We start from the raw sequence: 25130 nt of genomic DNA on the forward strand, positions 1-25130 counted from the left end.
GCCCAAGAGGCGGACGAGTTGGCCTGTAAGCCGGATCCTGTGCCGCTTGCGCGGTGGCGGCCATCCATCTAGGCCTGCCGTCGCCGGCAGGCTCGAGCGGCCTACCCGCAGGCTCGGGCGGGCAGCCCTCGAACGCCTGCGCAGGCACCGGTGAAGGTGCCCTCTTGGCCTTGCTCCGGGTGGGGTTTACCGAGCCATCCCGGTCACCCGGGATGCTGGTGGTCTCTTACACCACCGTTTCACCCTTACCCCAGCAAGCTGGGGCGGTCTGTTTTCTGTGGCACTTTCCCGCGGGTCGCCCCGGGTTGCCGTTGGCAACCACCCTGCCCTGCGGAGTCCGGACTTTCCTCGAAGGCTCGCGCCCTCGCGGCCGCCCGGCCAACTCGTCCGCCTGATCAGGGTAGCGTGACGAGGTGCTGGCGGCGTCCGGGAGTCTTGGCCTGCTGCTCGTCGTTCTCGGCTTCGCCACCACGCGGCCGCGCGGACTGCCCGAGGCGACGGTCACGCTGCCGGCCGCCGGGCTGGTGCTGCTCGCCGGCTGGGTCTCGCCCGCCGAGGCGTGGCGCGAGACGCTGGCGCTGCTGCCGACCCTCGGCTTCCTGGCCGCGATCCTGCTGCTCGCGCATCTGGCCGACCTCGACGGCGTCTTCTCCTGGCTGGGCGCGCGGCTCGCGGTCGCCTGCCGGGGACGCCCGCGCCGCCTGCTGGCGCTGACCTTCGCCGCGGCGGCCGGGACCACGGCGGCCCTGAGTCTCGACGCGACGGTGGTGCTGCTGACCCCGATCGTGCTGCTGACGGCCAATCGGCTGGCCCTGCCCCCGCGGCCGTATCTCTACGCGTGCGCGCACCTGTCCAACTCGGCGTCCACACTGCTGCCGGTCTCGAACCTGACGAACCTGCTCGCCTTCACCGCGTCCGGGCTCACCTTCGCCCAGTTCGGCGCGCTCATGGCCGCCCCGTGGCTGGTGACTATCGCGATCGAACTGGCCGTGTTCCTCCGGTTCTTCAGGCCTGACCTGGACGGGTACGCGGCCGACGCGCCCGAGATCCCGCCCGCTCCCGTATTCGCCCTCGTCGTGCTCGGCGTGACGCTCGCCGGGTTCGGGGTGGCCTCGCTCGTGCACGTCGAACCGGTGGTGGTCGCCGCGATCGCCGCGGCCGTGCTGGCGGCACGGGCGCTGTCGGCCCGGCGGATCCGGCCCGTGACCCTGATCGCCGAGGCGAACCCCTTGCTGTGCCTGTTCGTGCTCGGACTGGCCATCGTCGTCGAGGCCGTTTCCCGGCAACTGCTCGGCGCCCCGCTCCAGGCCCTGCTGCCCGATGGGACCAGCCTGCCGGAATTGCTGCTGACCGCGGCGCTCGCCGCCGTCCTGGCTAACCTGGTCAACAACCTGCCGGCGACGCTGCTGCTGTTGCCGTTGGCGGGCTCGAATCCGGGGCTCCTGCTCGCCGTGCTCCTCGGGGTGAACCTCGGCCCGAACGCCACCTACCTCGGTTCACTCGCGACGCTGCTGTGGCGCCGGGTGCTGGTGAGAACCGGGGAACCGCCGCGGTGGCAGGAATTCCTGCGCCTCGGCGCGCTGACCGTGCCGCTCACACTCGCCGCGTCGGTCGCCGCGCTGTGGCTGGCGCTTCAGGTGAGATGACAGGTGTCGTTCACCAGGCGCACGGACGCGTTGCCGTCCGGGTAGAACTCGACGATCGACAGCGACGCGAGATCCAGGTGCAGCCGGAACAGCAGCGACGGGCCCGCGTCCAGTCCGAGGCGCAGCAACGATTTGATCGGCGTCACGTGGCTGACCACGACCACGGTGCCCCCGGCGTGCTCCCGAGTCAGCTCGTCGCGGACCGCGAGCACCCGGCTGTGCACGCGTTCGAAGCTCTCGCCGCCCGGCGGCGGTACCGAGATGTCGCCGAGCCACCTCGCGTGCAGCTCCGGATCCCGCTCCGCGGCCTCGCGGAAGGTCAGCCCCTCCCACTCGCCGAAGTCGGTCTCCAGCAGCCCCTGGTGCGTCTCGACACGGCTACCGAGCGCGTCCGCGACCGCCTGCGCTGTCTGCTTCGCCCGCGACAGTGGCGACGCGACGACCGGGAGCGTCTCCCCGTCGGCCATCGCGGCCACGCGTTTCGCCGCGGCCTCGGCCTGCTGGCGGCCCAGTTCGGTCAGCGGGATGTCCCCGCGACCGGAGTACCGGCGCTCGACGGACAGCTCCGTCTGGCCGTGGCGTAGCAGCAACAACCTCGTCGGTTTGCCCTGCGCCCCGGTCCAGCGGGCGGGTGTGGTGGCCGGCTCGGCCTGGGTGTCCATCGCCTCGTTGGCGAGCCGGTCGGCGTGCGCGTTCTGCGCGCGCGGGATCCACTCGTATCGCACGCGCTCGAACCGCGCGGCCAGCTCGCGAGCCTCGGCCGCGAGCGGCTGCAGCGCCGCGTGCTTGATCTTCCACCGCCCGGACATCTGCTCGACCACGAGCTTCGAATCCATCCGGACGTCCACAGTGGACGCTCCGAGCTCGGCCGCCGCGGTCAGCCCCGCGACGAGGCCGGTGTACTCGGCCACGTTGTTGGTGGTGACCCCGAGCCCCTGCTTCCGCTCGGCGAGCACCGCACCCGTCGCGGCGTCCTTCACCACCACGCCGTAGCCAGCGGGGCCCGGGTTGCCCCGCGAACCGCCGTCGGCTTCGACGATCACGTTCACAGGCCGGACTCCATCGTGCGCACCATGATGGCGCCACAGTTGTCGCACTGGACGACCTCGTCTTCGGCGGTCGCCTTGATCTCCGCGATCGTGCTGCGGTCCAGCTCCAGCTGGCACGCGCCGCACCGGCGGGAGCGCAGCAGCGCGGCACCGATGCCCTTGTGCGCGCGCACCCGCTCGTACAACTTCATCAGCGGTTCGGGGAACCGCGGCGCCAGCTTGGCCCTGTCCTCCTCGCGGCGGGCCTGCGTGGTGTCGAGGTCGGCGACGCTCTCGTCGCGGCGGCGACGCGCGTCGGCCAGTTGCTGCTCGGCCTTGTCGACCTCGGCGCCCGTCCGCTGCGCGTCCATCTCCAGCGCCTCGCGGCGTTCCATCAGCTCGAGCAGGTCGTCCTCGAGCGCGGACTGGCGCCGGGCCAGCGTTTCCAGCTCGTGCTGCAGGTCGGTCATCTGCTTGGCCTGCACCGAACCGGACTCCATGAGCTTGCGGTCGCGCTCCTCGCGCGCCCGCACCGACTCGATCTCCTTCTCCTGGCGGGCGATCTCGCGGTCGAGGTCGGAGCCCGCGGTCTGCGTCGAAACGAGCGCGTCGCGCCGGCTACGGACCAGCTTCTCGGTCTCGTCGATCTGGGCCAGTTCCGGCAGCGTTCGGCGACGGTGCTCCACGCGGGACAGCTCGGCATCCACCTTGGCGAGGTCGAGCAGCTGACGCTGGACGGCGGGGTCTGCCTTCACTCGGTGCGCTCCCTTGCGGTTCGGATGGTCCACGGGTCCGTACGGCGGGTGGACACGTGGCTGTCGACGTTACCCGTAAAGGCTCGCCGCAGGACCCCCGAGGCTTGCTCGCACCAGGGCCACTCGCTCGCCCAGTGCGTCACCCCGACGAGCGCGGGCCCGCCGGCCTCGAGATGCTCGCTCGCCGGGTGGTGGCGAAGGTCGGCGGTCACGTAGGCGTCGGCCCCGGCCGCGGTGGCCGCGGCGAGGTAGCCGTCGCCGGCGCCGCCGGACACCGCGACCGTCCTGATCGGACGGTCCGGATCGCCCGCGCCGAGGACCCCGGGTTCGGTTTCCGGCAGGGCGTCGGCGACGCGCTGCACGAATATGGCGAACGCTTCGGGCTCGGGGAGTTCCCCGATCCGGCCGATCCCGGACTGATCGTCGAGCGACCCGAGGACGCGCAGCCCGATGGCCTCGGCGAGCGCGTCGGACACCCCGGGGTTCGCGGCGTCGGCGTTCGTGTGCGCGCAGTAGAGGGCGATCCCGGCGCGGATCATCCGGTGCACGAGGCGGCCCTTGGCGGTGTCCGCCGGGACGCCGTGCACCCCGCGCAGCAGCAGCGGGTGATGCGCGACGATCAGGCCGGCGCCCAGTTCGACGGCCTCGTCGACGGTCGCCTCGACCGGGTCGACGCACACGAGCACCCGGTCCACGTCCTCGGCCGGGTCACCGCAGACGAGGCCGACGGCGTCCCAGCTCTCCGCCAGCCCGGGCGGGTAGGCCTCCTCCAGTACGGCGATGATCTGCGAAAGTGCGGGCATACGGGGATCTTCGCACCCGTCACTATGGAGGCGTGACCACACTCCACATCTGTTTCGTCTGTTCCGGGAACATCTGCCGCTCCCCCATGGCGGCGCTCGTCTTCGGTGAGCACCTGCGCCGCGAAGGGCTTGCCGGCCGCGTGCGGGTGACCAGCGCCGGCACCGGGCCGTGGCATGTCGGCGAGCCCGCCGACGCACGCGCGCTCGCGACGCTCGAAGCGGCCGGCTACCGCGGGAAGCACATCGCCAGCCAGATCGACGAAGACCATCTCGAAGCGGATCTTCTCCTGGCCGCCGATACCGGGCACGTCCGCGACCTGCGCCGCAAGATCGACGACCCGTCGCGAGTGCGCCTACTGCGCGAGTTCGACCCGTCGGCTCCCGAAGGCGCCGAGGTGCCCGACCCGTACTACGGCGGCGGCGACGGTTTCGACGAGGTGCTGGCGATGATCGAGCGCACGGTCCCCGCCCTGGTTGATTGGGTTCGAGACAGGCTGGGCACACTGCACGTGTGACGAGTCACATTGGGGCCCGGCCGTGAACGCGCGCGACGCCGTCGAGCGGCTGTACGGCCGGCAGGTCACCGGTGTCCGCCATTGGGGCGGCTCGATCTTCCTCGTGAGCAGCGGAAACGAGACGGTGGTAGCCAAGCAGGGCGTCGGGCCGGGCGCGACCACAGCCGAGGCCGCGGGCCTGCGCTGGCTCGGCGAGTCCGGCGACGTGTCGGTGCCGCGGGTCCACGCCCACGACGATGAGTGGCTGATCATGCAGTACGTCCCGCCCACCTCGCCCACGGCGGAAGCCGCCGAGACGTTCGGGCGGAACCTCGCCAGGCTGCATCTGCGCGGCGCCGAGGGGTTCGGCAGCCCGCCGCCCGGCGGCCCGGTCGACGCGTGGATGGGCGTCGCGCCGATGCGCAACGAGACGTGCCCCGACTGGCCGTCCTTCTACGCGCAGCACCGCATCCTGCCGTACCTGCGGGAATGCGCCGACCAGAAGCTGTTCAGCGCCGACGAGGTCGAGGTCTTCGAGAAGCTGTGCGGCCGGCTGAAGGAGGTCGCCGAGCCGGAGCCGCCCGCCCGCCTGCACGGCGACGCGTGGAGCGGCAACGTCCATTGGGCGCGCGACGGCGTGTGGCTGATCGACCCCGCGGCGCACGGCGGCCACCGCGAAGGTGATCTCGCCATGCTCCAGCTGTTCGGTACCTCACAGCTGAGCCACATCCTCGGCGGATACGCCGAAGGCGCGCAGGACGAGGGCGCCCCGCTCGCCGCGGGCTGGCAGGACCGCGTCCCGGTCCACCAGCTGTTCCCGCTGCTCATGCACGCCGCGGTGTTCGGCGGCGGATACGCCCGGCAGGCACTGATGGCGGCCCGGGCCGCGCCGCGCTGACCGTACGGGGCTACCGTGGGAGCGTGCGGTGGAAGTTCCTGCTCCGGCCCAGCTGGCTCGCGCTCGTCGCGGGTGTCCTGGCTTTCGCTTTCGCCTGCTTCTACCTGCTCTCGCCGTGGCAGTTCGGCCGCAACTCGGAGCGCGAGGCACAGAACAGCGCCATCGAAGCGTCTCTGAAGGCCGGGCCGAAGCCGCTGGACAGCGTGCTCACCCCCGGCGCCGCGCCCGACCAGCACACCGAGTGGACCCGCGTCACGATCACCGGCACGTACCTGCCGCGGGACGAGGTGGTCGCGCGGTTGCGGACCGTGCAGGGTGAACCGGCGTTCGAGGTCCTCACCCCGTTCCGCGCCTCGAACGGCGAGGTCGTGCTGATCGACCGCGGGTACGTCCGGCCTGGCGACCACGGCTCGGTGCCGCCGTATGCCGCGCCGTCCCCGGGCACGGTCACCGTGGTGGCCCGGATCCGGCAGGACGAGACCGACCAGAAGAACCGCCCCGCGTTCGCGGACGCCTCGACCGGCGGCAAGCTGCAAAGCTATGACGTGGACTCCCGGGTCGTCGCGCGCTCGAGCGGGCTGCCCATCCGGCCGGGCTACTTCCAGCTCGGCCAGAACACGCCCGGTGTGCTGAACGCGCTGCCGCTGCCGCAACTGGACACCGGCCCGTTCTTCTCCTATGCCCTGCAGTGGATCGCGTTCGGCGTGATGGCGCTGGGTGGTCTCGCCTACTTCACGATCCGCGAGCTCAAGCCGGGCGGCGTGCTGGCCGAGATGGGCGACCGCGCCAAGGAAAAGCGGGCACGCCGGCGGAAGTCCGTGGCACAGATCCTGGCCGAGGACGAGGCTGCCGAAGACCGGTCAGAAGAGCCAGCGCGGCAGAACTGATCGCGGTCAGCCACCCGATCACGCGCGAAAGCTCGACCGCCCTCGTGACGTGTCCGGCGTCGGGATTGCGCCCGTCCCCGAGCACCGGCCGTTCCTGAACCCGGTGCGGGTAGACGGTCCGGCCGCCGAGGCGAATCTCGAGCGCCCCGGCGAAGGCCGCCTCGACCCGGCCGGAGTTGGGGTCCGGATGCGCGACGGTGTCCCGCTGCCAGGCCCGCCACGCGCCGCTCGCCGAACCGCCGACGACCGGGGCGCTGGTGACGGTCAGTGCCGCGGCGACCCTCGCCGGCGCGAAACCGGCCAACCGGTCAAGGCTTCCGGTGAAGCCGGGGCCGCGCAGCAGGCTGAGCACGCGCGCGCCGACGAGCCCGGGAATCCCCGCGACCGCGCCCCAGAACATCGGCGCCACAACGGAATCCGACGTATGCCGGGCGAGCGACTCGACCGAGGCGCGGGAAAGCCCGATGACCTCAAGGCTTTCGGCGCACCGATCGTCCAGTCCGGACAGCGTTTCACGAGCCGCCGCGAGCTCACCCTCTTCGAGATCGCGCGCGAGCGCCGTACCGTCCGCCGCGAGCCTCGCGCCACCGAGGACGGCCCACGTGGCGATGGCTGTGCCGAGCGCCTGAAAAACGGGACTGCGCCTGCTGATCCGCTCGACGACGACCGCCGCGACGACGAGCCCACCACCCGCGGCCGCGCCGGGCAGTGACCGTTCGAGTGCCCTGGGTGCGCCCCGCTCGATCACCCCGTCAGCGGCCGCGCCCAGCAGCAGCCCGATCGCCCGCGCCGCGTTCATTTCGCCCCCGGTAGTCGTCTTCCGGGGGCGAAGACTACTCGAACTGCTCGGCCACCTCGTCGCGCGCCTGCTCCATGATGCCGCGCATGGCCCGCTCGGCGGCCTCGGCGTCGCCGGCGTCCACGGCCATCGCGACCTGGACATGCATCGCGACCGCGGCGGGCTGGGGTTCCGGCGGCATCAGCCCGTGCGTGGTCCGTCCCGTGAGGACCTGGGCGACGACGTCGGAGAGCTGGCAGAACATCGCGTTACCGGACGCGGCGAGCACGACGTGATGGAAGGCGATGTCGTGTTCCAGGAACGTGGTCAGGTCCCGTGCCTTGGCCGTGGTCTGCAGCCGCGTGGCCAGCGCGCGCAACCTGCCGCGATCCTCCGGACTCGCGCGCAGCGCGGCGAAACGCGCGGCGGTGGGCTCGACGGCCCAGCGCAGTTCCATGAGCGTGCGCAACGCCTGCGCGCGGTTCTCGTTGTCGAGCTGCCAGCCGATCAAGCGCGCGTCGAAATGGTTCCACTCGCACCGGTCGCGCACGGTGATCCCGACGCGGCGCTTGCTGCTGGTCAGGCACATGACCTCGAGGGCGCGGACTACTTCTCGGGCGACCGTGCGCGAGGCGCCGTAGTCCTCCTGCAGTTCTTCGAGCCGCAGGACCGTGCCCGCCGGGAGTCGCCCGGTGACGATCGCGGTACCCAGTTCGTCGAGCATCCGCCCGTGCCTGCTGTCAGCCACCTGGATCAATGTAGCGACGCGCAGCGTCTCCGTTGAGGGGGGCGGTGGGGAAGAGGCTGGCGGTTATACCTCTGTTTCGACTAAGTAGTACTTGTGCTCTCATCAAGTATTACTTTTAATGGGCACCGGTTCGAGGACAAGGGAGTCGTGAGGACGAGATGACGGTCGTCGTGGTGATGGGTGTGGCCGGGTCGGGCAAGACGACCGTCGGGCAGGAGCTGGCCGAGCGCCTGGGTGTCGAGTACGCCGAGGCGGACGCGTTCCATCCGAAGGCGAACATCGAGAAGATGTCGTCCGGCCATCCGCTCACCGATGCCGACCGCCGGCCGTGGCTGCACGCGATCGCGGCGTGGATCCGTGCGCACCAGGCTGCCGGTGGCGTCGTCTCCTCCTCCGCGCTCAAACGCGAGTACCGCGACGTGCTGCGCACCGGGGGCGATGTCTGGTTCCTGCACCTGAACGGGCCGCGGGAGCTCATCGCCGACCGCATGCGGCACCGGCACGGTCACTTCATGCCGGTGTCCCTTTTGGACTCCCAGCTCGCCGACCTCGAACCACTGGAAACCGATGAGCGCGGTGTCGTCGCGGACATCACCAAGACGCCCGGGGAAATCGTGCGCACCGCGCTCGACGCACTGCCAAAGAAGCCGAAGTGAACCTCTATAACCCCCGCGGGTTAGGGAGCGGTGACGTAGGGCTCGAGCTGGAGCTGGACGCGGTGCACCACGTCGCGGCGCTCGCGCAGCTGGCGGCGGAAGGACGGGTTGTCCGTCGCCGCGATCTCGGCCGAGTAGTCACCGAGGCGGCCGGCCAGCACCTCGTGCAGGACCTTCGCCTCTTCTGCCGTCAGCTCGAGCTTCATCGCTTCTCCCGCGGATTCGGTGGTTGGTGCTACTCACCTTCGCGCGAAAGGGGCGGCGTCTCGATGGCCGAAGGTCCCCGGCGCCGGGGCCTTCGGACCACCGTCACGTAGCCGGTGTTGAGCACCACCAGCACAGCGAACACCACCGCGAGCACCGCATGCCCCGTCGCGAACAGGGCGGCGACCGCGGCGCCGAACACGACCGCCTTCACCACCAGCACACCCGCGACCGGCAACCCGAAACTCGCGCGCGGCGCGGCGAACAGGCTCCAGACGACCGCGGCCAGCACGGGCGCACCGACGCCAAGCACGATCTTCAGCCCCGCGCCGTCACCGACCGCGAAACCCCAGTGCGCCAGCGCCGCCAGGGCCAGCAGCTCGAGCAGGAACGCCAGCCCGTCGTTCACCAGCCGCACATCACGCCCCCGACTCGGCGTACGCCCAGGCTGCCAGCATCACGCGGGCGATCGAGGAGTTGCCGGGCAGCATGATCGTCGAACTCCCGTCCCCGATCGGGGTCGGCCGGCCGGCGTTCTCGAACGCGGCCCGGACATCCGCGCGGGCGACCCACAGCGCTTCCTCGATCTCCCCGTCCGCGAGAGTCAACGGGAGCGACGAGTCCGCCCGCGCGGCGAAGCCGAGCATGATCGAACGCGGGAACGGCCACGGCTGGCTGCCGAGATACCGCACATCGCGCACCTCGGCGCCGACCTCCTCCCGGATCTCGCGCGCCACGCAGCCCTCCATGGACTCCCCCGCCTCGACGAAACCGGCGAGCACCGAATACCTGCCCTCCGGCCAGACCGGTTGGCGCGCAAGGAGAACACACTCCCCGTTCACGCCGACCTCGTCATGGACCAGGCAGATGATCGCCGGGTCGGTACGCGGGTACTCCTCGTGCCCCTTCGCCTCGCAGCGGGTCGCCCAGCCGAACTGGACCCGCCGCACCGGACTGCCGTCCCTGGCGCAGAACCGGGCCGTCCGGTGCCAGTGGCGCAGCGCCTGGGCGGTCGTGAACAGCCCAGCCGACGTGTCGTCGAGCCGGTCGCCGTACGCGCGCAGGTCGACCCACAACTCCCCGTCGTAGCGCGGGAACTGCTCGATGATGCCCCAGCTGCCGCTGGCCTCGATCAGCTCCGGCTCACCCTCGGGCTCGCCGGGCAGCGACCAGAAGTCCACGCCCTGCCACTCGCCCAGGAACACGGCCTCAGCCGGCGGGACGTCCCCGAATGTAAGCGCTTTCCGAGTGGCGAGCGCGCGCTCACCTTCACGCACGGGCGTACGCGCCTTGGCGTCCAGCAACAGCACCTGCGCTTCGCCCCAGCGTCCGATCAACCGCTCCGGGTCGGTACGCAGTGCCTCCTGACGGTCCACAGTGGATCGGGACAGGGTCGGAAGCGCACCGAGCTGGAAGGGCTCGCTCATGACTCGGCTGGCTCTCCCACGGTGAACCCGCCCAGCGCGGCCAGTCTCGGCGCTAGACTTTCGGCGTCTCCGACGACGACCCCGGTGAACCGGGTCGGCGCGAAGAAGTCCAATGCCGCCTGGGCGACCTCGTCCCCGGTGACGGCAGCCAGCCGCGCCGGATGCTCGGCGAGCCACTGCGCGCCCAGCCCGCTCACCGCGAGCGCCGAGAGCTGACTGGCCAGGCCCGCCTGCGAAGCGGTCGACGTGAGCAGCGAGCCGACGGCGTACTGGCGCACCGACTCGACTTCCTCGGCCGAGGGCGGCACCAGCGCGAGCCTGCCCAGCTCGTAGAACGTCTCGAGAACCGCCGCGGCGGTCACCTCGTTGGCGGTGTCGGCGTCCACCCCGACCGTCGCCGTGGCTCCGGTGAACTCGAACCCGGAATGCGCGCTGTAGGTGTAGCCCTTGTCCTCACGGATGTTCTCCACCAGTCGCGAGGAGAAGTACCCGCCGTAGGCCAGGTTCGCCAGCTGAAGCGCGGCGTAGCGCGGATCGGTCCGGGGCAGAGCCTGCGCGATGAGCCGGATCTGCGCCTGCACGGCGCCGCCGCGCGGGACCAGCAAGACGTCTCCGCCACTCAGCGCGGGCAACTCCGGCAGCACGGCCGCTTCGGCGTCGGACTGCCAGCCCCGCAAGGCCTTTTCGATGTCGGCGACGGCAGCCTCCGGGGCGAAGTCACCGACGATCACCAGCACCGAACCCCGCGGCAGCACCGCACGGGCGTGCAGCGCGCGCACGGCTTCCGGGGTCACCTTCGCGACGTCCTCGGCCTCCGGCATCTCGCGGGTGACCGGATGCTCGCCGTACACGTGCTTCAGCAGCGCCTCGCGCGCGATGACCCGCGGCTGGGTGCGCGACACCGCGAGCCGCTCGACCAGCCGGGCGGACTCACGGCCGACCTCGTTGTCCACATAGGACGCCGAGATGAGCACGTCGGCGAGCACGTCGAGCAGCGTCGGCAGGCCGGAGGCGAGCGCGTTCCCGTTGACCGACAGCCGTTCCGGGTCCACCGACGTGTTCATCTCGCCGCCGATGAGAGCCAGCTCGGTGTCGATCTCCACGCGATCGCGCCGGGCGGTGCCGGTCAAGATCGTCTCCGCGAGCACCTCGGCCGTCGCCGAATGCAGCTGGTCCGCACCCGCGAACGGGATCCGCACGCGCAGCTCCACGAGCGGCACGTTCGCCTTGCGGACGGCCAGCACCCGCAGCCCGTTGCCGAGCGTGGTGTCCACAGAGGACAGATCGGCGGCGGCACGCTGCTCGCCAAGCTGCGGGACCGGACGCGGGCCACCGGTGGTGCGGCCGATCTCCTCGGCGGTGCGGTGGATCAGACGGTTGGTCACGGCGCTCACTTGCTCTCCCCGGTGGTCTCGGTATTGGGCTCGACCAGCAGGACGGCGCGGGAGTCGGGCCGCAGCGCCTTCGCCGCCGCCGCGACGTCCTCCGCGGTCACCGCGGCCATGCGGTCGGCCAGCCGGTACATCAAGGACGGATCGCCGTAGAGCAGCTCGAACGAGCCGAGCCCCAGCGTGCGCGAGACCAGGCGGTCATGCTCGGAGTGCAGGCTCGCGCTCCAGCGCGCCGTCACCTTCGCCAGCTCCTGCGGCTCGGGCGGGGCCGTGGCGAGCTTCTCCAGTTCCTCGTCCACCGCCGTGAGCACCCGCTCCGGCGAGACGTCCGGCGCGTGGATCGCGGTGACGGAGAACGTGTCGGGATCCCGCGCCTCGAACGGGCCGAAGAGGCCGGCGCCCGCGCCGATGTCGGTCACCAGCGGCTCGCGGTGCACGAGGCGCTGCTGCAACCGGGCCCCGTCGCCGTCGGTCAGCACCCCGGCGAGCACGAGGTTCGCCAGGTAGCCGTCCAGCTCGTTGATCGGGTCGGGCATCCGGTAGCCGATCGCCAGGGCGGGCAGCGGGGCGTGCGGATCGGTGTGGGTGCCACGCAGCTCACCGGCGGGCGGCGGCTCGGCGAACGAGCGCTTCGCCGGCGCGGGCCGGTGTGGCACGTCGCCGAAATGCTTCTCGATGAGCTCACGTGCCCGCTCCGGCTCGAAGTCACCGGCAACGGTGAGCACCGCGTTCGCGGGCGAGTAGTAGGTGTCGAAGAAGGCCGCGCAGTCGTCGAGGCTGGCCTGCTCGAGATCGGTGAAGTCGCCGTATCCGTTGTGCGCGTTGGGAAAGGTCTGGTAGAGCACCGGCGGCAGGAGGATCCACGGGAACCCGCCGTAGGGCCGGTTCAGCACGTTGAGCCGGATCTCCTCCTTGACCACGTCGATCTGGTTCGCGAGGTTCTCCCGCGTCAGCTTCGGCGCGCGCATGCGGTCGGCCTCGAGGAACAGCGCGCGCTCGAGCGCCGCGGACGGCAGCACCTCGAAGTAGTCGGTGTAGTCCGGATGCGTCGAGCCGTTGAAGGTGCCGCCGCTGGACTGCACGATCTTGAAGTGGGCGAGCTTCTCCAGGCTTTCGCTGCCCTGGAACATCAGGTGCTCGAAGAGATGCGCGAACCCGGTGCGCCCCTCCGGCTCGGAGCGGAAGCCCACGTCGTAGTGCACGGAGACGCCGACGACGGGTGCGGTCGAGTCGGGCGCCAGGACGACGCGTAAGCCGTTGTCCAGGGTGAAGCGCGAGTTCTCGGGTTCGGCCATGCGCCCACCTTACGGCTAATGTGCATCGTCTGGTCGGCGGCCGAGCATGAGTCCGATCGCGTCGGTGATCTCGCGCGCGAGCTTCGCGTCGACCGGGGCGTGATGGTGCTGCATGCGGTACCACATCGTGCCGAAGGCGAAGTCCACGACGAGCGGCAGCGCGACGCGCTCCTGCCAGACGCCGTTGTCCACCCCGCGCTGGAGCACTTCGCGCAGGGCATCACGGCGGGGACCGATCACGGTGTCCTGCAGGCGCTTGGACAGCCCGGGGTCGTCCTGCGCGTCGGCGAGCAGGCCGACGAGCGCCCTGCCGGTGATCTCATGCGTGAGCGCGAAGGTGACTTCGAGGAGCTGCCGCACGTCCCGCAGCGGGTCGTCGGTCTCCCAGACGCGCTTGGGCAGCTCCCGTTCACGCAGGTCGATAAGGGCGTCGAGGAGCACCTGCGCCTTGTCCGGCCACCAGCGGTACACCGTCTGGCGCCCGACGCCGGCCCCGTCGGCGATCGACTTGATGGTCACCTGCCGGTAGCCGTCGCGCGCACACAAATGCAGGGCGGTGTCGAGGATCGCGCGCCGGGCTTCCTCGCTTCTGGGCCGTCCTCGCTTCACCGGGCTCACTTTACAAGACACTGTGCCTCGAATATATTTACGAGGCACAGTGACTCGAAAAAGGAGTGAAGATCGTGACGGAACGAGTCGTGATCGTGGGCGGGACCTCGGGGATCGGCCTGGCCACCGCGCAACGACTGGTCGACGCCGGCCGGGAGGTCGTTATCACCGGCCGGAACCAGGACAAACTCGACGCCGCCCTGGCACAGCTGGGCAAGAGCGCGAGCGGGCGGACGCTGGACGCGCGTGACGCCGAAGCACTGCGGGCGTTCTTCGCACAGGTCGGCCCGGTCGACCACGTGGTGGTGACGGTGACCGGCGAACCGGGCGCGAAGCCGTTCACCGAGCTGACCGTGTCCGACCTGCGGGAAGGTGTCGACGGGAAGCTGCTGCCGCACGCGGTGACCGCGCAGGCGGCGCTGCAGGCCTTGGGCGACAACGGATCCCTCACGTTCGTCAGCGCCGCGTCCGCCGGTGCCGCGATGCCGGCGACGGCCGCGCTCGCGGCGGTGAACGCGGGGATCGAGGCGATGGTGCCGGTCCTCGCGGTGGAACTCGCGCCGCGGCGGGTGAACGCCGTCTCGCCGGGTGTCGTCGACACCGGTTGGTGGGATTTTCTCGGCGACGCGCGTGACGAGACGTTCGCTCAGCTCGCGTCCGGCACTCCGGCCGGTCGCGTCGGGAAGCCCGAGGACATCGCCTCGGCGATCACGTTCCTGCTCGACAACACGTTCACCACCGGCGTGGTCCTGCGCGTCGACGGTGGAGCCAGGTTGGGGTCGGCCGCGTAGTTCGCCAAGAAATCACCCGAAAGGCGGGCACACCCCTTATGCTCCAAGGCGCACACCGAGGGGTGTGCCCGAGCACCGGGAGCGAGCGGGCGAGATGAGCCAACCCCCACCAGGCCAGTGGCCGCCGCCCTGGGCTCCCTACCCGCCGCCGCGACCGCCGAAGAAGACACCCGCCGGGGCGATCGTCGCGATTTCGCTCGCCGTGGCGGTCGTGCTGACGGTGACCCTGATCATCACGCTGAACTCGGGCTCGTCCGGTTCGAGCAGCGCCGCGTCCTACGACGTGACGGACTCGCCGACGCCCACCACGACCACCACGAGCAGCAGCGCGTCGAGCACGTCCACCACGACGCGCACGACGTCCTCGTCGAGCGAAACCACGACGGCCACGGCAAGCGGACCGCACAAGATCATCGCGCTCGCCGGCCACCCGCTGATGGCCGATCCGAACGCGGGACTGTCCAACGCCGGATGCACCGTGCCGGGCTGGCCGAGCAGTCCGGCCGCTTCCCAGGCCTTCTTCACCGCCGCCGCGCAATGCCTCAACGCCCGGTGGGGCCAGCTGCTCGAAGCGATGGACCTGCCGTTCCACCCGCCGCAGCTGGAGTTCCCGGCGGGCCCGAGCTTCACCACCGCCTGCGGCACGATCAACGTCGGGCTGTCCACCGCCGCCTACTACTGCAAGGACCACCTGTACGTCCCGTACCGGGGGCTGCAGACCGACCAGTACGGCGACAAGCCCGGTGTCTATCTCGCGCTGTTCGCGCACGAGTACGGCCATCACGTGCAGGACCTGGTCGGCCTGATGGACGCCGTGTGGCAGGTGATCTACGCCGACGGTCAGCAGAGCCAGGGCGGGCTGGAGATGTCACGCCGCAAGGAACTGCAGGCGCAGTGCTTCTCGGGCATGTTCATGGGCGCGACGGCCAACCGCGGCGGGACGATCACGCAGAACGTGTTCGACGTGGCGTGGAACGACCAGCAGACCCGCGGGGACGACACCTCCGGCAGCGACGACCACGGCACCAACGCCCACTACGCCGAGTGGTGGCGCAAGGGCGCGGAGAGCGACCGGCTCGCCCAGTGCAACACCTTCGCCGCCCCCTCCTCCGACGTCAGCTAGTGCGATCGGCCGGCCCGGTTCAGGAACGCCAGACCGGATCGCGGCCGATGAACCCCATCAGCTTCTCCTGCGCGGACGCGCCTTCGGGGACGGGCACGGCGGGGCCGAACTGCCCGCTGTCGCGCAGCAGCTGCTCGATGGGCTTCATGCCTGCCAGCGCGGCGGCGCACCGTTCCTGCCCCAGGTCGGGCTCGCGGCCGAGCGCCTTGGCGAGGTCCCAGGTGTGCATCCAGATATCACCGGTGTAGAACTGGTCGATCGCCTCGTCCACGGGCTTGTCGCCGGTGTGCGGGTTGCTGAGCACCCGCTCGGCGGGGTCGTCGAGGATGGCCTGGATGTCGGTGACGTGCTGCTTCCAGGCGGCGACCGGGTCGGCCTCGACATCCAGGGCAGGCAGGTAGATCCCGGCGCCCGTCAGGAAGCCGCGGGACCACTCGACGAGATGCTTCACGACGTCGAGCGCAGTCCATTGCGCGACCGGCGAGGGCCGGGCCCAGTCCCCGGCCGAAGCCGACTCGACCAGCGCGGTGAACCGGGCGGCGTCGTGGGCGTGCTGCTGGGCCGGCCCCTTGGGTGCCGAAGTCATGTCAGGCCCCCTTCGCCAGTAGCGCGTCGAGCTTGTCGTAGCCCTCGTTGACCCCGGTGTCCATGCCGCTGGACAGGATGCCGTCGCGGGTCTCGAAGTTTTCCACCACGCTCAGCGTCCTCAGTCGCGTACGTCCGCCCTCGAGCTCTTCGAACGTCAGCGTCTCCAACGCGACCCCGTCGGGCTGGCCTTCGTAGGTGAAGGTCCACACGATCCGCTCGTTCGGCCGTACCTCGTGGAAGCTGCCGTAGAAGGCGGCGATCTCCTCACCGTCCCGGTCGTTGGCGAAGGCCCACTCACCGCCCGTGCGGGCGTCCCATCTGGTGATCCTCGTGGTCACCGAGTGCGGGCCGATCCACTGCGCGTAGAGCTCGGGATCGACGTGGGCGTGGAACACCTGCCCGGGCCTCGCGTCGAACTCCCGGACGATCTCGATCGTGGGGACCTTCGCGTCGGCCTTGATCTCGGTCTCGTGCTTGCTCCTGGTCATGATGCGTCCCTCGTTTCATCGGGTGTCTGTTCCCCGGTGCCGGTCATCCGGCCCAGCAGGGCGTCGAGGCGGCGATAACGCTCCTCGACTTCGCGCCGGTAGCGCTCGATCCATTTCGTCATCAGGTCGAACACCTCCGCGTCCAGGTGTGCGGGCCGGCGCTGGGCATCCCGGCCGCGGGTCACGAGCCCGGCCTCCTCCAGCACTTTCAGGTGCTTGGAGACGGCCTGGAGGCTCATGTCGTAGGGCTCCGCCAGCTCGCCCACCGTCGCGTCCGCGCGTGCCAGCCGGGCCACCAGATCGCGCCGGGTCGGGTCGGCCAGTGCCGCGAACACCCGGTTGAGCCGCTCCGTACTGTCGTCCACCATCGCTTCCTCAACCAATCGGTTGAATAAACCGTAGAGCGAGGGTGTCCGTGTAGTCAACTAGTTGGTTGAGAACGGCGGATACGACCGGTTGCGGCGTTCGGCGAGGACGGCCATCAGGTAGGCCCACGGCGGCACGCCCGGCGGCACCGGCGTGCCGATCCGCTCTGCCACCTCCTGCGCCAGGTGCCAACCCAGGCTGTCGGCCGCTTCCGGCCGCAGCGACAGGTATCGCGCGAGGTACTGCCGCACGGCGAGCGCGAGGTCGTCCGGCAGCCCGGACAGATCGAGTTGCGCCGCCCACGAGATCAGTGGCGCCGGCATCACGATGTCCACCGCGACCTCCTGGGGCGCGCGCTCCATCACGACGACCGTCCCGGCGAGGAAATCACCCACCCGCTTGGACTTCTCCGACACCAGCGAACAGATCAGCGCGACCGCGCCCCACACGAACACCGGCCCGAAGTCGACGATCGCCCCGGCGAGTGCTCTGGTCAGCGCGTGACGAAAGCGGATCGGCCCGCCGTCGTCGCGCACCACCCGCAGTCCGAACGCGGCCTTGCCCGGTGTCTTCCCGCGGCTGAGCGTCTCGAACAGCAGCGGATACCCGACCCGCACCAGCACGAGCAGCGACAGCAGGATCGCCGCGCGCAGGGCGTCGTCACCCGGACCGGCCACGGTGACCACGATCAGGCCGGCGAGCAGGACCACCAACTGGATGAGCGCGTCGATCGCGAGCGCGAGCCCGCGGCTGGCCACCCGGGCTAGCCGCAGGTCCAGGACGACCGCGTCACCGGTCACCAGATCGGGTTCGGGGCTCACCCGGTAACTGTAGTCTTGCCGCGTGGACGTCGATCTGTTCGTCGCGGCCCATCGCGCCGAATGGGACCGGCTGACCGAGTTGCTCGACCGCCGCCGGCTGCCCGGCGCGGAAGCGGACGAGCTCATCACGCTCTATCAGCGCACCGCCACCCATCTGTCGATGGTGCGTTCGGCGGCCCCGGAACCCGCGCTGCTCTCCCGCCTCTCGTCACTGGTCGCGCGCGCCCGCTCGGCGGTGACGGGCACGCACAACCCGGCGTGGCGCGAGATCGGCCTGTTCTTCGCGCAACGGTTCCCGGCCGCCGTCTATCGCGCCCGTCGCTGGTGGCTCTCGACGGCCCTGGCCACGATCGTGGTCTCCAGCCTGCTCGCCGCCTGGATCGCGACCAGCCCGGGCGTCCAGGCGAGCATCGCCGCACCCGAGCAGATCCGGCGCCTCACCGAGCCGGGCGGCGAGTTCGAGACGTACTACTCGTCGAACCCCGCCGGTTCGTTCGCCGCGCAGGTCTGGACGAACAACGCGTGGGTCGCCGCGACCTGCCTGTTCTTCGGTGTCCTTGCGGGCATCCCGGTGTTCATCGCGCTGTGGGCGAACGCCGCGAACGTCGGCGTCAGCGCGGGCCTGATGTCCGCCGCCGGCCGGCTCGACATCTTCTTCGGACTCATCACACCGCACGGCCTGCTGGAGTTGACCGCGGTGTTCGTCGCCGCCGGCACCGGCCTGCGGCTCGGCTGGGCGGTGATCAACCCGGGGCCGCGCAGCCGCACGGTCGCGCTCGCGCAGGAGGGCCGCGCGACAGCGGCGATGGCGCTCGGGCTGGCCTGCGTGCTGCTCGTGTCCGGCGTGATCGAGGCGTTCGTGACCCCGTCCGGCCTGCCGACCTGGGCCCGGATCGGCATCGGTGCGGTGGCCGAGGCGGCGTTCCTGACCTACGTGTTCGTCCTCGGCAGGCGCGCCGCGCGGGCGGGCGTGACCGGCGACGTAGACGCCCGCTACGGCGGTGACGTTCGGCCGGAGGCCGGCTGAGCGACACACCCGCGAACCTTCGGCCGACGTCGTCGCGTGACGTCGTAGAGTGCCGCCATGGGGAAGCGGCTGGCACTGTCTCTGTCGGACGACACGCATGCCCAGGTGACGGCTCTCGCCGCCGAAGCCGGGCTTTCGGCGCACGTGTGGATCGTCGCCGCCGTCGAGCGCGAGGCGTTCCGGCAGGTATGCGAGAAGGCCGACGCCTGGTGGCGCGCGCATCCGGACGCGGCCCTCGCGGAGACCGCCGCGTATCACCGCCGCCAGGAGTGGCGTACCGAGAGCCGGCGTGGTTCCTCGGCCGCGTAGAGGTCAGCTGTGGACGGTCGCCGGCCCGGACAGGCGGCGCGTGCTTGTGTACAGCGGCGACATGTTCAACGATCTCGACTCCGTCCCGTACGTGATCACGATGGACGTCGTGGACACGCCCGACCCGCTGACCGTGGCTACTCCGGGCGGGCGGCACATCTCCTACACCCGGCTCGATCACGTGCCCAAGGCCTCGCTGGGCGAGCAGGTCGGCGAGATTTCCGCGCAGTTACTGGAAACCGTGAACACACGCCTGTTCATGGTGCTGACGACTTCCTGATTGTCTTTTGTGGACACTGCCGGGAGCCCGTGGCTCCCGGCAGTTCCGGCTAGCAGGCGCCCCGCACGTTCGGGAGGAGGCATCCCGAACTGAATGTGCCTTCGATCGGCGCCGGGATACCGTTGGTGGTGTCGGTGAGCGTGACGTTGGTATACGTCACCTGAGCGAGTTGGAGACTTTGCCCTGGCGGGCAGGTGAGGCTGGTCGGTGGCGGCGAAACCGTCAACGACGCGGTGATTTGCCCGTTCTTCCCGGAGTTGAAGGTGCCGGTGGCACTGACGGGTCCGGAGACCTCGGTCTTGTTGGACGCGGACGGGTTGGCACCGCCCCGGTTGACGCACACGTAGGTCGCGGTGGCGTCCGCCGACAGGACGTAGGTGATGTTCTGGTTATTCCCGAGCCCGGCTTCCTTGAACGCCACGGTCAGCGTGCCATTGGCGTTGAGCGTGGCGTCGGCTCTGATGAAATGCGGGCTGACAGCCTGGGCCGGCAGCGTGGTCAGCAGGGCGAGCAGTAACGGCAGGCCGAGGATCACCAGTAGTCGTTTCCTCATGCGATTTCCCCTTTCTCAGCCCCCCGATTCTGCGAAATATTCACCGGTGGTACGCGAATTCCGGGCGCGTCACGTCGACATTCGCCCCGATAGTGTGAGCCCCTTGTGAGGTAAGCCAAAGAGCTTCTCACCCACCTGGGTAGTAGCGGAGTCATTCCATCTCATGAGGACGGTTTTCCCGAAATTCCTGCCCGCGCGATCCGCATTTCCGGTGATTTCTAGCCGCGGCTGGCTTTCATGGCCAGGTAACGGTCCGCGAGAGCCGGGGGCAACTCGGTCGGGGTGGCGTCGACGACCTCGACACCGTGCCGGCGCAGCAATGCCGAGACGTGGCGGCGCTCGGCGAGCGTGCGCTCGGCCGCGGCGGCGTCGTAGACCGCTTCGGCATTTCCCCTTCCCTGAGCCATTTCCGCGATGCGAGGGTCCGCGACGGACGCGACCACCAGCCGGTGCCGGGCGGTCAACGACGGCAGGACCGGCAGCAGCCCCTCTTCGAGCGGGGCCGCGTCGACCGCTGTCAGCAACACGACGAGGGACCGTTGCCGCGTGCGCCGCAGGACCTCACCGGCCAGGCCGCGGGCGTCGGTCTCCAGCAGGCTCGGCTCGAGCGTCGCGAGCGCGTTCGTCAGCGCGGGCAGGGAACCGCCGGTCACCTTCGCGCGCAACTGCCTGTCGTAGGCGAGCAGATCGACGCGATCGCCCGCACGGGAGGCGAGCGTCGCGAGCAGCAGCGCGGCTTCCATCATCGCGTCCAGCCGCGGCTCGTCGCCGACGCGGCCCGCCGAGGTACGCCCGGTGTCGAGGACGAGCAGCACGTGCTGATCGCGCTCCGGACGCCAAGTGCGGACCATGACGTCGGACGAACGGGCTGTCGCACGCCAGTCGATGGACCGGACGTCGTCGCCGATCACGTACTCGCGCAGGGAATCGAATTCGGTGCCGGCACCGCGAACCAGCGCCGCCTGGCGCCCGTCGAGTTGCTGCAACCGCGCGAGCCGAGACGGCAGATGCCGCCGGCTGTGGAACGGCGGCAGGACCCGGACGACCCACGGCACCCGATGCGAACCCTGCCGGGCGGCGAGCCCGAGCGGACCGACCGACCGGACGGTCACGCGGGCGGCGGGCCGCTCACCGCGCCGCGAGGGCCGGAGTGTGACGGTGATGGTGCGCCGCTCCCCCGGTGGGATCGCGATCGCAGCCCGGTCCTGCTCGACCCCGGCGCTCGGCGGCCACGCGTCGCGGACCATCCCCCGAACCGGGCGGCTGCCGGGATTCGCGACGGACAGGTGCACTTCGGCCGGTTCGCCGAGCCGCGTGGAGGTCGCGCCGGACCGGGTGAAGACCAGGCCGCGCACGCGGCCGGCGAGCGCGAGATCGGCCAGGATCAGCAGCAGGAGCACGCCCGCGACGGCCGCGATCCCGGTCCACGACGGCACACCGAGCCCCACGACCACCACGCCGATGAGCGCCAGAACCCCCGCCCGCGCGGTTATCGCCATCGTGCTCTCACCGCGGCACCGCGACCGTCGAGAGCACCCGGTCGAGCACCCCGTCCGCCGTCGCGCCCTCCAGCTCCGCCTCCGGCCGCAGATCCAGCCGGTGCCGCAAAGCCGGGCGCGCCAGGGACTTCACGTCGTCCGGCGTGGCGTAGTCACGCCCGGCCAGCCAAGCCCACGCTCGCGTGGCCGCCAGCAACGCCGTCGCCCCACGAGGGGAGACACCCAACCGGATCGACGGCAGCGACCGCGTCGCCCGGCACAGATCGACGATGTAGCCCAGCACCTGCGGGTTCACCACGACCGCGCCGACCGCGTCCCGCGCCGCCGCCAGCTGCGCGGCTCCCGCGACCGGGCGGAGGCCCGCCGCGCGCAGGTCACCCGGGTCGAAACCCTGGGCGTGCCGCAGCAGGATCCCGATCTCGTCCTCCCTCGACGGCGCCGGCACGTTCAGCTTCAGCAGGAACCGGTCGAGCTGCGCCTCCGGTAACGGGTAAGTGCCTTCGTACTCCACGGGATTCTGTGTCGCGATCACGATGAACGGATCCGGCAGCGCCCGCGCCGCGCCCTCGACCGAAACCTGCCGCTCCTGCATCGCCTCCAGCAGCGCCGCCTGCGTCTTCGGCGGTGTCCGGTTGATCTCGTCCGCCAGCAGCAGGTTCGTGAACACGGGCCCCTCGCGGAACGCGAACTCACCCGAGTCGTAGACGATCGAGCCCGTCACGTCCCCTGGCATCAGGTCCGGGGTGAACTGGATCCGCGCGGTGCGCAGGTCCAGCGCCGCCGCCAGCGCCCGCACCAGCAGTGTCTTCGCGACCCCCGGGACGCCCTCCAGCAGCACGTGTCCCTTGCACAGCAACGCGATGATCAACCCGGTGACCGCGGCGTCGTTGCCGACCACCGCTTTGCCGACCTCGGCTCGCAACGCGAGCAGCGCCTCCCGGGCGTCCACGGCCGCCTCAGTGGTCAAGATCCTCGTACCTCTCTTTCCAGCCTGTCGAGCTCGTCGGCGAGCCGGACCAGGGACGCGTCGTCGTCTGGAGCCGGACCGTACAGCAACGCACCCGCGTCACGGCCCGTCCGCGCGCCGATCGCGGCGAGCACCGCGGGCGGCTCGGCACCGGCACCCAGCCCGAGCACCGGCCGCAGTCGCTCGATCGCCGCCGAGCGCAGGAGCGCGGCGGCGTGGGCGGCCGAGCCCGACCGCCGGTACAGCCGGGCGCGCCCTTCAGTCGTCTCCGCGGAGCGCACGACGACCGGCAACGGCTCGGCTACCACCGGCCCGAGCCGCCGCGCCCGCCACAGCGCGAACAGCGCGCCCGCCAGCGCGAGCTGTATCGCACCGAACAACCAGCCACGCGGCAGCAGATCCGTCAGCGACCGCTCGGTCCCCGCCGCGGCCTGATCCGCGGGCGACGGGACGTACCACACGAGCGTGCGCTGCCGGCCGAGCAGCCGCATCGCGAGCGCGGCGTCGCCCTGCTCGGCGAGCCGGCCGTTCATCAGCGGCGTGCCGTCCCCGAGCAGCGTCGTACTCCCGCTGATCTGCAGCAGTGAACCGCCGTAGCAGGGCCGCCCGCGCTCGTGCGCGAAATACTCGAGGCCGCCGATCGTGGCGTCCCCGGCGGCGACGGCGGCCGCGACCGTGCAGTCGGGCGAGCGCACCGACGGGTCATGCCGTCCCTTGACCACGACACCGGGCAGCAACAGATCGAGCACGTTCTGGTTCGGCGCGACGAACACGGCGTCGGCCGTCCGGCCGCGCAACTGCGCCAGCAGGCCCGGCCGGACCAGGCTCGGGTCGGTGACGAGCAGCGTCGTGTCGTCGCCGAGCGCGGACTCCGTTTCGGCCAGCGTGTGCGTCGGCACGACGCGCACCCCCTGCTGGGACAGCAGGTTCGCGAGCGCCTGCGAACCGCCCGGGTCGGTCGACCCCGGGTCGAGCGCGCCGTGGTTCCCGCTGTTCCTCAGCAGCACCAGCACGACCGCGCCCAGGACGAGCACGACCGCGATGAACACTGGTGCCCGCGCGGCGCGCCAGATCCGCCGGGCGTCCGGGGAAACCGTCGTCACGTAAGGACTCCCGGCCGTTCCCGCTGGACCTGCTCGTCGAGCGCGGACAGGCGGCGGTAGTCCTCGGGCGCCGCGGGCCGGTCGCCGTAGTGCACGTCGTCGAACAGCCTGGCCGCCGCGGCGAGTTCGGCAGCCGACCCCGGCAGCCGTGCGCCCGCGTCGCGCGCGGCCTCGTCGGCCGTGCGCCCGGACCGAACGTCCAGCACGCCGTGTTCTTCCAGGCCACGCACGATCGCACGGAACCGGTCACGCACGGCCGAACCGAAATCACCGTTCGCGAAGGCCTGGTCCGCGGCCTGCCGGTAGTCCTGCGCGCTCCGGACACGCTCCTCGAACACCGCGGCGGGCACCCGGGCATTCCTCGCGAGCTTCCCGACGCGCAACCGCACCACGACCACCACCAGCACGAGCACGGCGAGCAGCACGAGCAGGCCCAACGGCCCGCCCGGCACCGCCGTGGACGCGGCTTCGAACAGATCCGACAGCCGCTGCCCGAGCCAGTTGAGCACGCGGTCGAGCACGCCCGGCTCCGCCGCGTGGTACTGCGGGTTCGACAGCTCCGCCTGCGCCGCGTGCTGCGCGGAGTCCCGGTCGATGGTGACCGGGACGTCGGCGAGCAGCGGCAGGATCACTGTGCCGCGCCGGCGGAGCGGGCCAGCTGGATGTCCATGCCTTCCTTGCGCATCCGCTGATCGATGTACAGCAATGCGGTCGCCGCGGCGGTGAACGGCCCCACGAGCGTCTCGGCGACCACGCCGCCGAGCGTGGACAGCAGCTGGTTGCCGACCGACAGATCGGCCGTGCTGCCGGAGCCGACGCCGATGCCGACCCCGAACGGGATCTCGATGACCATGCTGATGATCGTGGCCGCGATCGCGGCGAGCAGCAGCACCCCGAACACGCGCCACCAGGTGCCCGACACCAGCCGCCAGGACCGTTTCAGCGACTCGCGGATCCCGCCGCGCTCGAGCACCAGCGCGGGCGCGGCGAGGCTCAGCATCGCCCACATCCAGATCCCGGGAATGATCAGGAACACCGTCGCGACCGCGACGATGATGGTGACCAGCACGGTCAGCCCGACCAGCGGCAGGAAGCGCGGGCGCAGTTCGGCGATGCCCTCGCGCAGGGTGACCGGGCGGCCGAGCACGGCCCTGCCGACGACGACCGTGATGAACCCGGCCAGGAACGTGCGGATCAGCAGGGAGATCACGACCGTCACGCCACCGCTCGCGGCCAGGCGCCCCGTCGAGTCGTACAGGAAGCGCATCTGCTCTTCCTGCGTGGCCGCCGCGCCGAGCTGGGACGGCTCGGGAAGCCCGCTCAGCAGCCAGTAGGAGGCCGCGAACTCCAGCGCGCCCGAAACCACGGCGACGACCGCCGAAACCCCGAAGACCAGGGCCGGATGCCGCCGCATGGTCTGCACGGCGCCGTCCAGGATCTCGCCGACCGACAGCGGCCGCAGCGGGATCACGCCGGGTTTGCCGTAGCCGCGACCGGGGCCCGGCGCGGGTGGCGGCGGGGCGGGCGGCAGATCGCTGCGTGGCTGGTCGGGGTTGGTCCAGCCGCCGGGGTCACTCATCGGGGTCTCTCCTTCAG

The 25130-nt window shown here is 71.0% G+C and carries 30 protein-coding genes, 1 other RNA gene and 1 pseudogene; 10 read left to right on the forward strand and 22 right to left on the reverse strand.

All coding sequences use genetic code 11. From position 1 onward, the window contains the following. Positions 1-10: 10 nt before the first annotated feature. Positions 11-386, reverse strand: an RNA gene (gene rnpB / locus FG385_RS22350) — RNase P RNA component class A. Between the two features lie 27 nt (positions 387-413). Here rnpB and FG385_RS22355 point away from each other — a divergent pair. Further along, positions 414-1646 (forward strand): SLC13 family permease, encoded by a 1233-nt coding sequence (locus FG385_RS22355; RefSeq protein WP_139098727.1) that lies wholly within the window; start codon positions 414-416, stop codon positions 1644-1646. Here the strand turns inward: FG385_RS22355 and FG385_RS22360 are convergent. The 3 genes from FG385_RS22360 to FG385_RS22370 are packed head-to-tail and all read right to left on the reverse strand — an operon-like array spanning position 1634 to position 4232. Next, positions 1634-2689, reverse strand: a complete 1056-nt coding sequence (locus tag FG385_RS22360) for a bifunctional RNase H/acid phosphatase (RefSeq protein ID WP_139098808.1) — start codon at positions 2687-2689, stop codon at positions 1634-1636. The two genes, FG385_RS22355 and FG385_RS22360, sit on opposite strands and share 13 nt — an antisense overlap. A gap of 2 nt (positions 2690-2691) precedes the next feature. After that, positions 2692-3429 (reverse strand): zinc ribbon domain-containing protein, encoded by a 738-nt coding sequence (locus FG385_RS22365; RefSeq protein WP_139098728.1) that lies wholly within the window; start codon positions 3427-3429, stop codon positions 2692-2694. Next, entirely contained in the window at positions 3426-4232 is an 807-nt protein-coding gene (locus FG385_RS22370; protein WP_139098729.1) for a Nif3-like dinuclear metal center hexameric protein, read from the reverse strand. Before FG385_RS22370 ends, FG385_RS22365 begins: the two co-directional genes overlap by 4 nt. Positions 4233-4264: 32 nt before the next feature. On the opposite strand from FG385_RS22370, the gene FG385_RS22375 reads away from it, so the two are divergent. Genes FG385_RS22375 through FG385_RS22385 form a run of 3 tightly spaced genes read left to right on the forward strand, consistent with a single transcriptional unit; the run spans position 4265 to position 6511 of the window. Beyond that, the gene (locus tag FG385_RS22375; protein ID WP_139098730.1) at positions 4265-4747 is read left to right on the forward strand and encodes a low molecular weight protein-tyrosine-phosphatase; all 483 of its coding nucleotides are present in this window, start codon (positions 4265-4267) and stop codon (positions 4745-4747) included. Between the two features lie 22 nt (positions 4748-4769). Further along, positions 4770-5624, forward strand: coding sequence for a fructosamine kinase family protein (locus FG385_RS22380; RefSeq protein ID WP_139098731.1), 855 nt, complete (start codon positions 4770-4772; stop codon positions 5622-5624). Positions 5625-5647: 23 nt separating this feature from the next. Further along, a complete protein-coding gene (locus FG385_RS22385; RefSeq protein WP_139098732.1) occupies positions 5648-6511 on the forward strand; it encodes an SURF1 family cytochrome oxidase biogenesis protein in 864 nt (287 codons plus the stop codon). Here FG385_RS22385 and FG385_RS22390 read toward each other — a convergent pair. Both FG385_RS22390 and FG385_RS22395 read right to left on the reverse strand, forming a co-directional pair. After that, positions 6471-7310: pseudogene (locus FG385_RS22390) on the reverse strand (cobalamin biosynthesis protein CobD/CbiB); the annotation flags it as partial. The gene FG385_RS22385 and the pseudogene FG385_RS22390 sit on opposite strands and share 41 nt — an antisense overlap. A 34-nt stretch (positions 7311-7344) precedes the next feature. After that, entirely contained in the window at positions 7345-8013 is a 669-nt protein-coding gene (locus FG385_RS22395) for a FadR/GntR family transcriptional regulator (protein ID WP_139098809.1), read from the reverse strand. A 182-nt stretch (positions 8014-8195) separates the two neighbouring features. Here FG385_RS22395 and FG385_RS22400 point away from each other — a divergent pair, with 182 nt between their 5' ends. Next, complete coding sequence (locus FG385_RS22400) at positions 8196-8693, forward strand: gluconokinase (protein WP_139098733.1); 498 nt, start codon at positions 8196-8198, stop codon at positions 8691-8693. Positions 8694-8713: 20 nt separating this feature from the next. On the opposite strand, the gene FG385_RS22405 is transcribed toward FG385_RS22400, so the two are convergent. The 6 genes from FG385_RS22405 to FG385_RS22430 are packed head-to-tail and all read right to left on the reverse strand — an operon-like array spanning position 8714 to position 13619. Further along, positions 8714-8899: a hypothetical protein gene (locus tag FG385_RS22405; RefSeq protein WP_139098734.1), complete on the reverse strand. Its 186-nt coding sequence runs from the start codon at positions 8897-8899 to the stop codon at positions 8714-8716. Between the two features lie 29 nt (positions 8900-8928). After that, positions 8929-9306, reverse strand: a complete 378-nt coding sequence (locus tag FG385_RS22410; RefSeq protein WP_235022726.1) for a YrdB family protein — start codon at positions 9304-9306, stop codon at positions 8929-8931. Positions 9307-9316: 10 nt separating this feature from the next. Next, positions 9317-10324, reverse strand: a complete 1008-nt coding sequence (gene nudC, locus FG385_RS22415) for an NAD(+) diphosphatase (protein WP_139098736.1) — start codon at positions 10322-10324, stop codon at positions 9317-9319. After that, positions 10321-11718 (reverse strand): M16 family metallopeptidase, encoded by a 1398-nt coding sequence (locus FG385_RS22420; protein WP_235022727.1) that lies wholly within the window; start codon positions 11716-11718, stop codon positions 10321-10323. The genes nudC and FG385_RS22420 overlap by 4 nt, the downstream gene beginning before the upstream one ends. Next, positions 11715-13010, reverse strand: coding sequence for a M16 family metallopeptidase (locus FG385_RS22425; protein WP_139098737.1), 1296 nt, complete (start codon positions 13008-13010; stop codon positions 11715-11717). The genes FG385_RS22420 and FG385_RS22425 overlap by 4 nt, the downstream gene beginning before the upstream one ends. 15 nt (positions 13011-13025) lie before the next feature. Continuing rightward, complete coding sequence (locus FG385_RS22430; RefSeq protein WP_200834599.1) at positions 13026-13619, reverse strand: TetR/AcrR family transcriptional regulator; 594 nt, start codon at positions 13617-13619, stop codon at positions 13026-13028. Between the two features lie 74 nt (positions 13620-13693). Here FG385_RS22430 and FG385_RS22435 point away from each other — a divergent pair, with 74 nt between their 5' ends. Then, a complete protein-coding gene (locus tag FG385_RS22435) occupies positions 13694-14410 on the forward strand; it encodes an SDR family oxidoreductase (protein ID WP_200834600.1) in 717 nt (238 codons plus the stop codon). A gap of 94 nt (positions 14411-14504) precedes the next feature. After that, complete coding sequence (locus FG385_RS22440; RefSeq protein WP_139098739.1) at positions 14505-15533, forward strand: neutral zinc metallopeptidase; 1029 nt, start codon at positions 14505-14507, stop codon at positions 15531-15533. A 19-nt stretch (positions 15534-15552) separates the two neighbouring features. Here the strand turns inward: FG385_RS22440 and FG385_RS22445 are convergent, their stop codons facing one another. From FG385_RS22445 to FG385_RS22460, 4 genes are read right to left on the reverse strand one after another with little or no spacing between them, the layout of a single operon-like run. Further along, positions 15553-16119, reverse strand: a complete 567-nt coding sequence (locus FG385_RS22445; RefSeq protein ID WP_139098740.1) for a TIGR03086 family metal-binding protein — start codon at positions 16117-16119, stop codon at positions 15553-15555. Between the two features lies 1 nt (position 16120). Continuing rightward, the gene (locus tag FG385_RS22450; protein ID WP_139098741.1) at positions 16121-16609 is read right to left on the reverse strand and encodes an SRPBCC family protein; all 489 of its coding nucleotides are present in this window, start codon (positions 16607-16609) and stop codon (positions 16121-16123) included. Then, positions 16606-16974 carry an ArsR/SmtB family transcription factor gene (locus FG385_RS22455; RefSeq protein WP_139098742.1) on the reverse strand — a complete coding sequence of 123 codons (369 nt, stop codon included), beginning with the start codon at positions 16972-16974 and terminating at the stop codon, positions 16606-16608. Before FG385_RS22455 ends, FG385_RS22450 begins: the two co-directional genes overlap by 4 nt. Before the next feature lie 60 nt (positions 16975-17034). Continuing rightward, positions 17035-17796, reverse strand: coding sequence for an RDD family protein (locus tag FG385_RS22460; protein ID WP_139098743.1), 762 nt, complete (start codon positions 17794-17796; stop codon positions 17035-17037). Between the two features lie 22 nt (positions 17797-17818). Here FG385_RS22460 and FG385_RS22465 point away from each other — a divergent pair, with 22 nt between their 5' ends. From FG385_RS22465 to FG385_RS22475, 3 genes are all read left to right on the forward strand, one after another. Continuing rightward, entirely contained in the window at positions 17819-18823 is a 1005-nt protein-coding gene (locus tag FG385_RS22465; protein WP_139098744.1) for a stage II sporulation protein M, read from the forward strand. Positions 18824-18880: 57 nt separating this feature from the next. Next, entirely contained in the window at positions 18881-19132 is a 252-nt protein-coding gene (locus tag FG385_RS22470) for a hypothetical protein (RefSeq protein WP_139098745.1), read from the forward strand. A gap of 61 nt (positions 19133-19193) precedes the next feature. Further along, on the forward strand, positions 19194-19412 hold the full coding sequence (locus tag FG385_RS22475; RefSeq protein ID WP_139098812.1) for a hypothetical protein: 219 nt from the start codon (positions 19194-19196) through the stop codon (positions 19410-19412). A 49-nt stretch (positions 19413-19461) separates the two neighbouring features. On the opposite strand, the gene FG385_RS22480 is transcribed toward FG385_RS22475, so the two are convergent. From FG385_RS22480 to FG385_RS22505, 6 genes are all read right to left on the reverse strand, one after another. Further along, positions 19462-19947 (reverse strand): hypothetical protein, encoded by a 486-nt coding sequence (locus FG385_RS22480; RefSeq protein WP_200834601.1) that lies wholly within the window; start codon positions 19945-19947, stop codon positions 19462-19464. A 236-nt stretch (positions 19948-20183) separates the two neighbouring features. Continuing rightward, positions 20184-21464 carry a DUF58 domain-containing protein gene (locus FG385_RS22485; protein WP_139098746.1) on the reverse strand — a complete coding sequence of 427 codons (1281 nt, stop codon included), beginning with the start codon at positions 21462-21464 and terminating at the stop codon, positions 20184-20186. Between the two features lie 7 nt (positions 21465-21471). Next, positions 21472-22431: an AAA family ATPase gene (locus FG385_RS22490; protein ID WP_139098747.1), complete on the reverse strand. Its 960-nt coding sequence runs from the start codon at positions 22429-22431 to the stop codon at positions 21472-21474. Continuing rightward, the gene (locus FG385_RS22495; protein ID WP_139098748.1) at positions 22428-23534 is read right to left on the reverse strand and encodes a DUF4350 domain-containing protein; all 1107 of its coding nucleotides are present in this window, start codon (positions 23532-23534) and stop codon (positions 22428-22430) included. Before FG385_RS22495 ends, FG385_RS22490 begins: the two co-directional genes overlap by 4 nt. Further along, on the reverse strand, positions 23531-24166 hold the full coding sequence (locus FG385_RS22500) for a DUF4129 domain-containing protein (protein ID WP_139098749.1): 636 nt from the start codon (positions 24164-24166) through the stop codon (positions 23531-23533). Before FG385_RS22500 ends, FG385_RS22495 begins: the two co-directional genes overlap by 4 nt. Continuing rightward, the gene (locus FG385_RS22505; protein WP_139098750.1) at positions 24163-25113 is read right to left on the reverse strand and encodes a hypothetical protein; all 951 of its coding nucleotides are present in this window, start codon (positions 25111-25113) and stop codon (positions 24163-24165) included. The genes FG385_RS22500 and FG385_RS22505 overlap by 4 nt, the downstream gene beginning before the upstream one ends. Between the last annotated feature and the right edge of the window lie 17 nt (positions 25114-25130).

Source organism: Amycolatopsis alkalitolerans (genome assembly GCF_006152065.1).
Classification (GTDB): Bacteria; Actinomycetota; Actinomycetes; order Mycobacteriales; family Pseudonocardiaceae; genus Amycolatopsis_E; species Amycolatopsis_E alkalitolerans.

Coding starts and splice junctions, on each gene's coding strand:
- FG385_RS22370 (WP_139098729.1), bottom strand. CDS start 4,232: ATGCCCGCACTTTCGCAGATCATCGCCGTACTGGAGGAGGCCTACCCG.
- FG385_RS22395 (WP_139098809.1), bottom strand. CDS start 8,013: ATGCTCGACGAACTGGGTACCGCGATCGTCACCGGGCGACTCCCGGCG.
- FG385_RS22400 (WP_139098733.1), top strand. CDS start 8,196: ATGACGGTCGTCGTGGTGATGGGTGTGGCCGGGTCGGGCAAGACGACC.
- FG385_RS22405 (WP_139098734.1), bottom strand. CDS start 8,899: ATGAAGCTCGAGCTGACGGCAGAAGAGGCGAAGGTCCTGCACGAGGTG.
- nudC (WP_139098736.1), bottom strand. CDS start 10,324: ATGAGCGAGCCCTTCCAGCTCGGTGCGCTTCCGACCCTGTCCCGATCC.
- FG385_RS22425 (WP_139098737.1), bottom strand. CDS start 13,010: ATGGCCGAACCCGAGAACTCGCGCTTCACCCTGGACAACGGCTTACGC.
- FG385_RS22440 (WP_139098739.1), top strand. CDS start 14,505: ATGAGCCAACCCCCACCAGGCCAGTGGCCGCCGCCCTGGGCTCCCTAC.
- FG385_RS22445 (WP_139098740.1), bottom strand. CDS start 16,119: ATGACTTCGGCACCCAAGGGGCCGGCCCAGCAGCACGCCCACGACGCC.
- FG385_RS22450 (WP_139098741.1), bottom strand. CDS start 16,609: ATGACCAGGAGCAAGCACGAGACCGAGATCAAGGCCGACGCGAAGGTC.
- FG385_RS22470 (WP_139098745.1), top strand. CDS start 18,881: ATGGGGAAGCGGCTGGCACTGTCTCTGTCGGACGACACGCATGCCCAG.
- FG385_RS22475 (WP_139098812.1), top strand. CDS start 19,194: ATGTTCAACGATCTCGACTCCGTCCCGTACGTGATCACGATGGACGTC.
- FG385_RS22485 (WP_139098746.1), bottom strand. CDS start 21,464: ATGGCGATAACCGCGCGGGCGGGGGTTCTGGCGCTCATCGGCGTGGTG.
- FG385_RS22505 (WP_139098750.1), bottom strand. CDS start 25,113: ATGAGTGACCCCGGCGGCTGGACCAACCCCGACCAGCCACGCAGCGAT.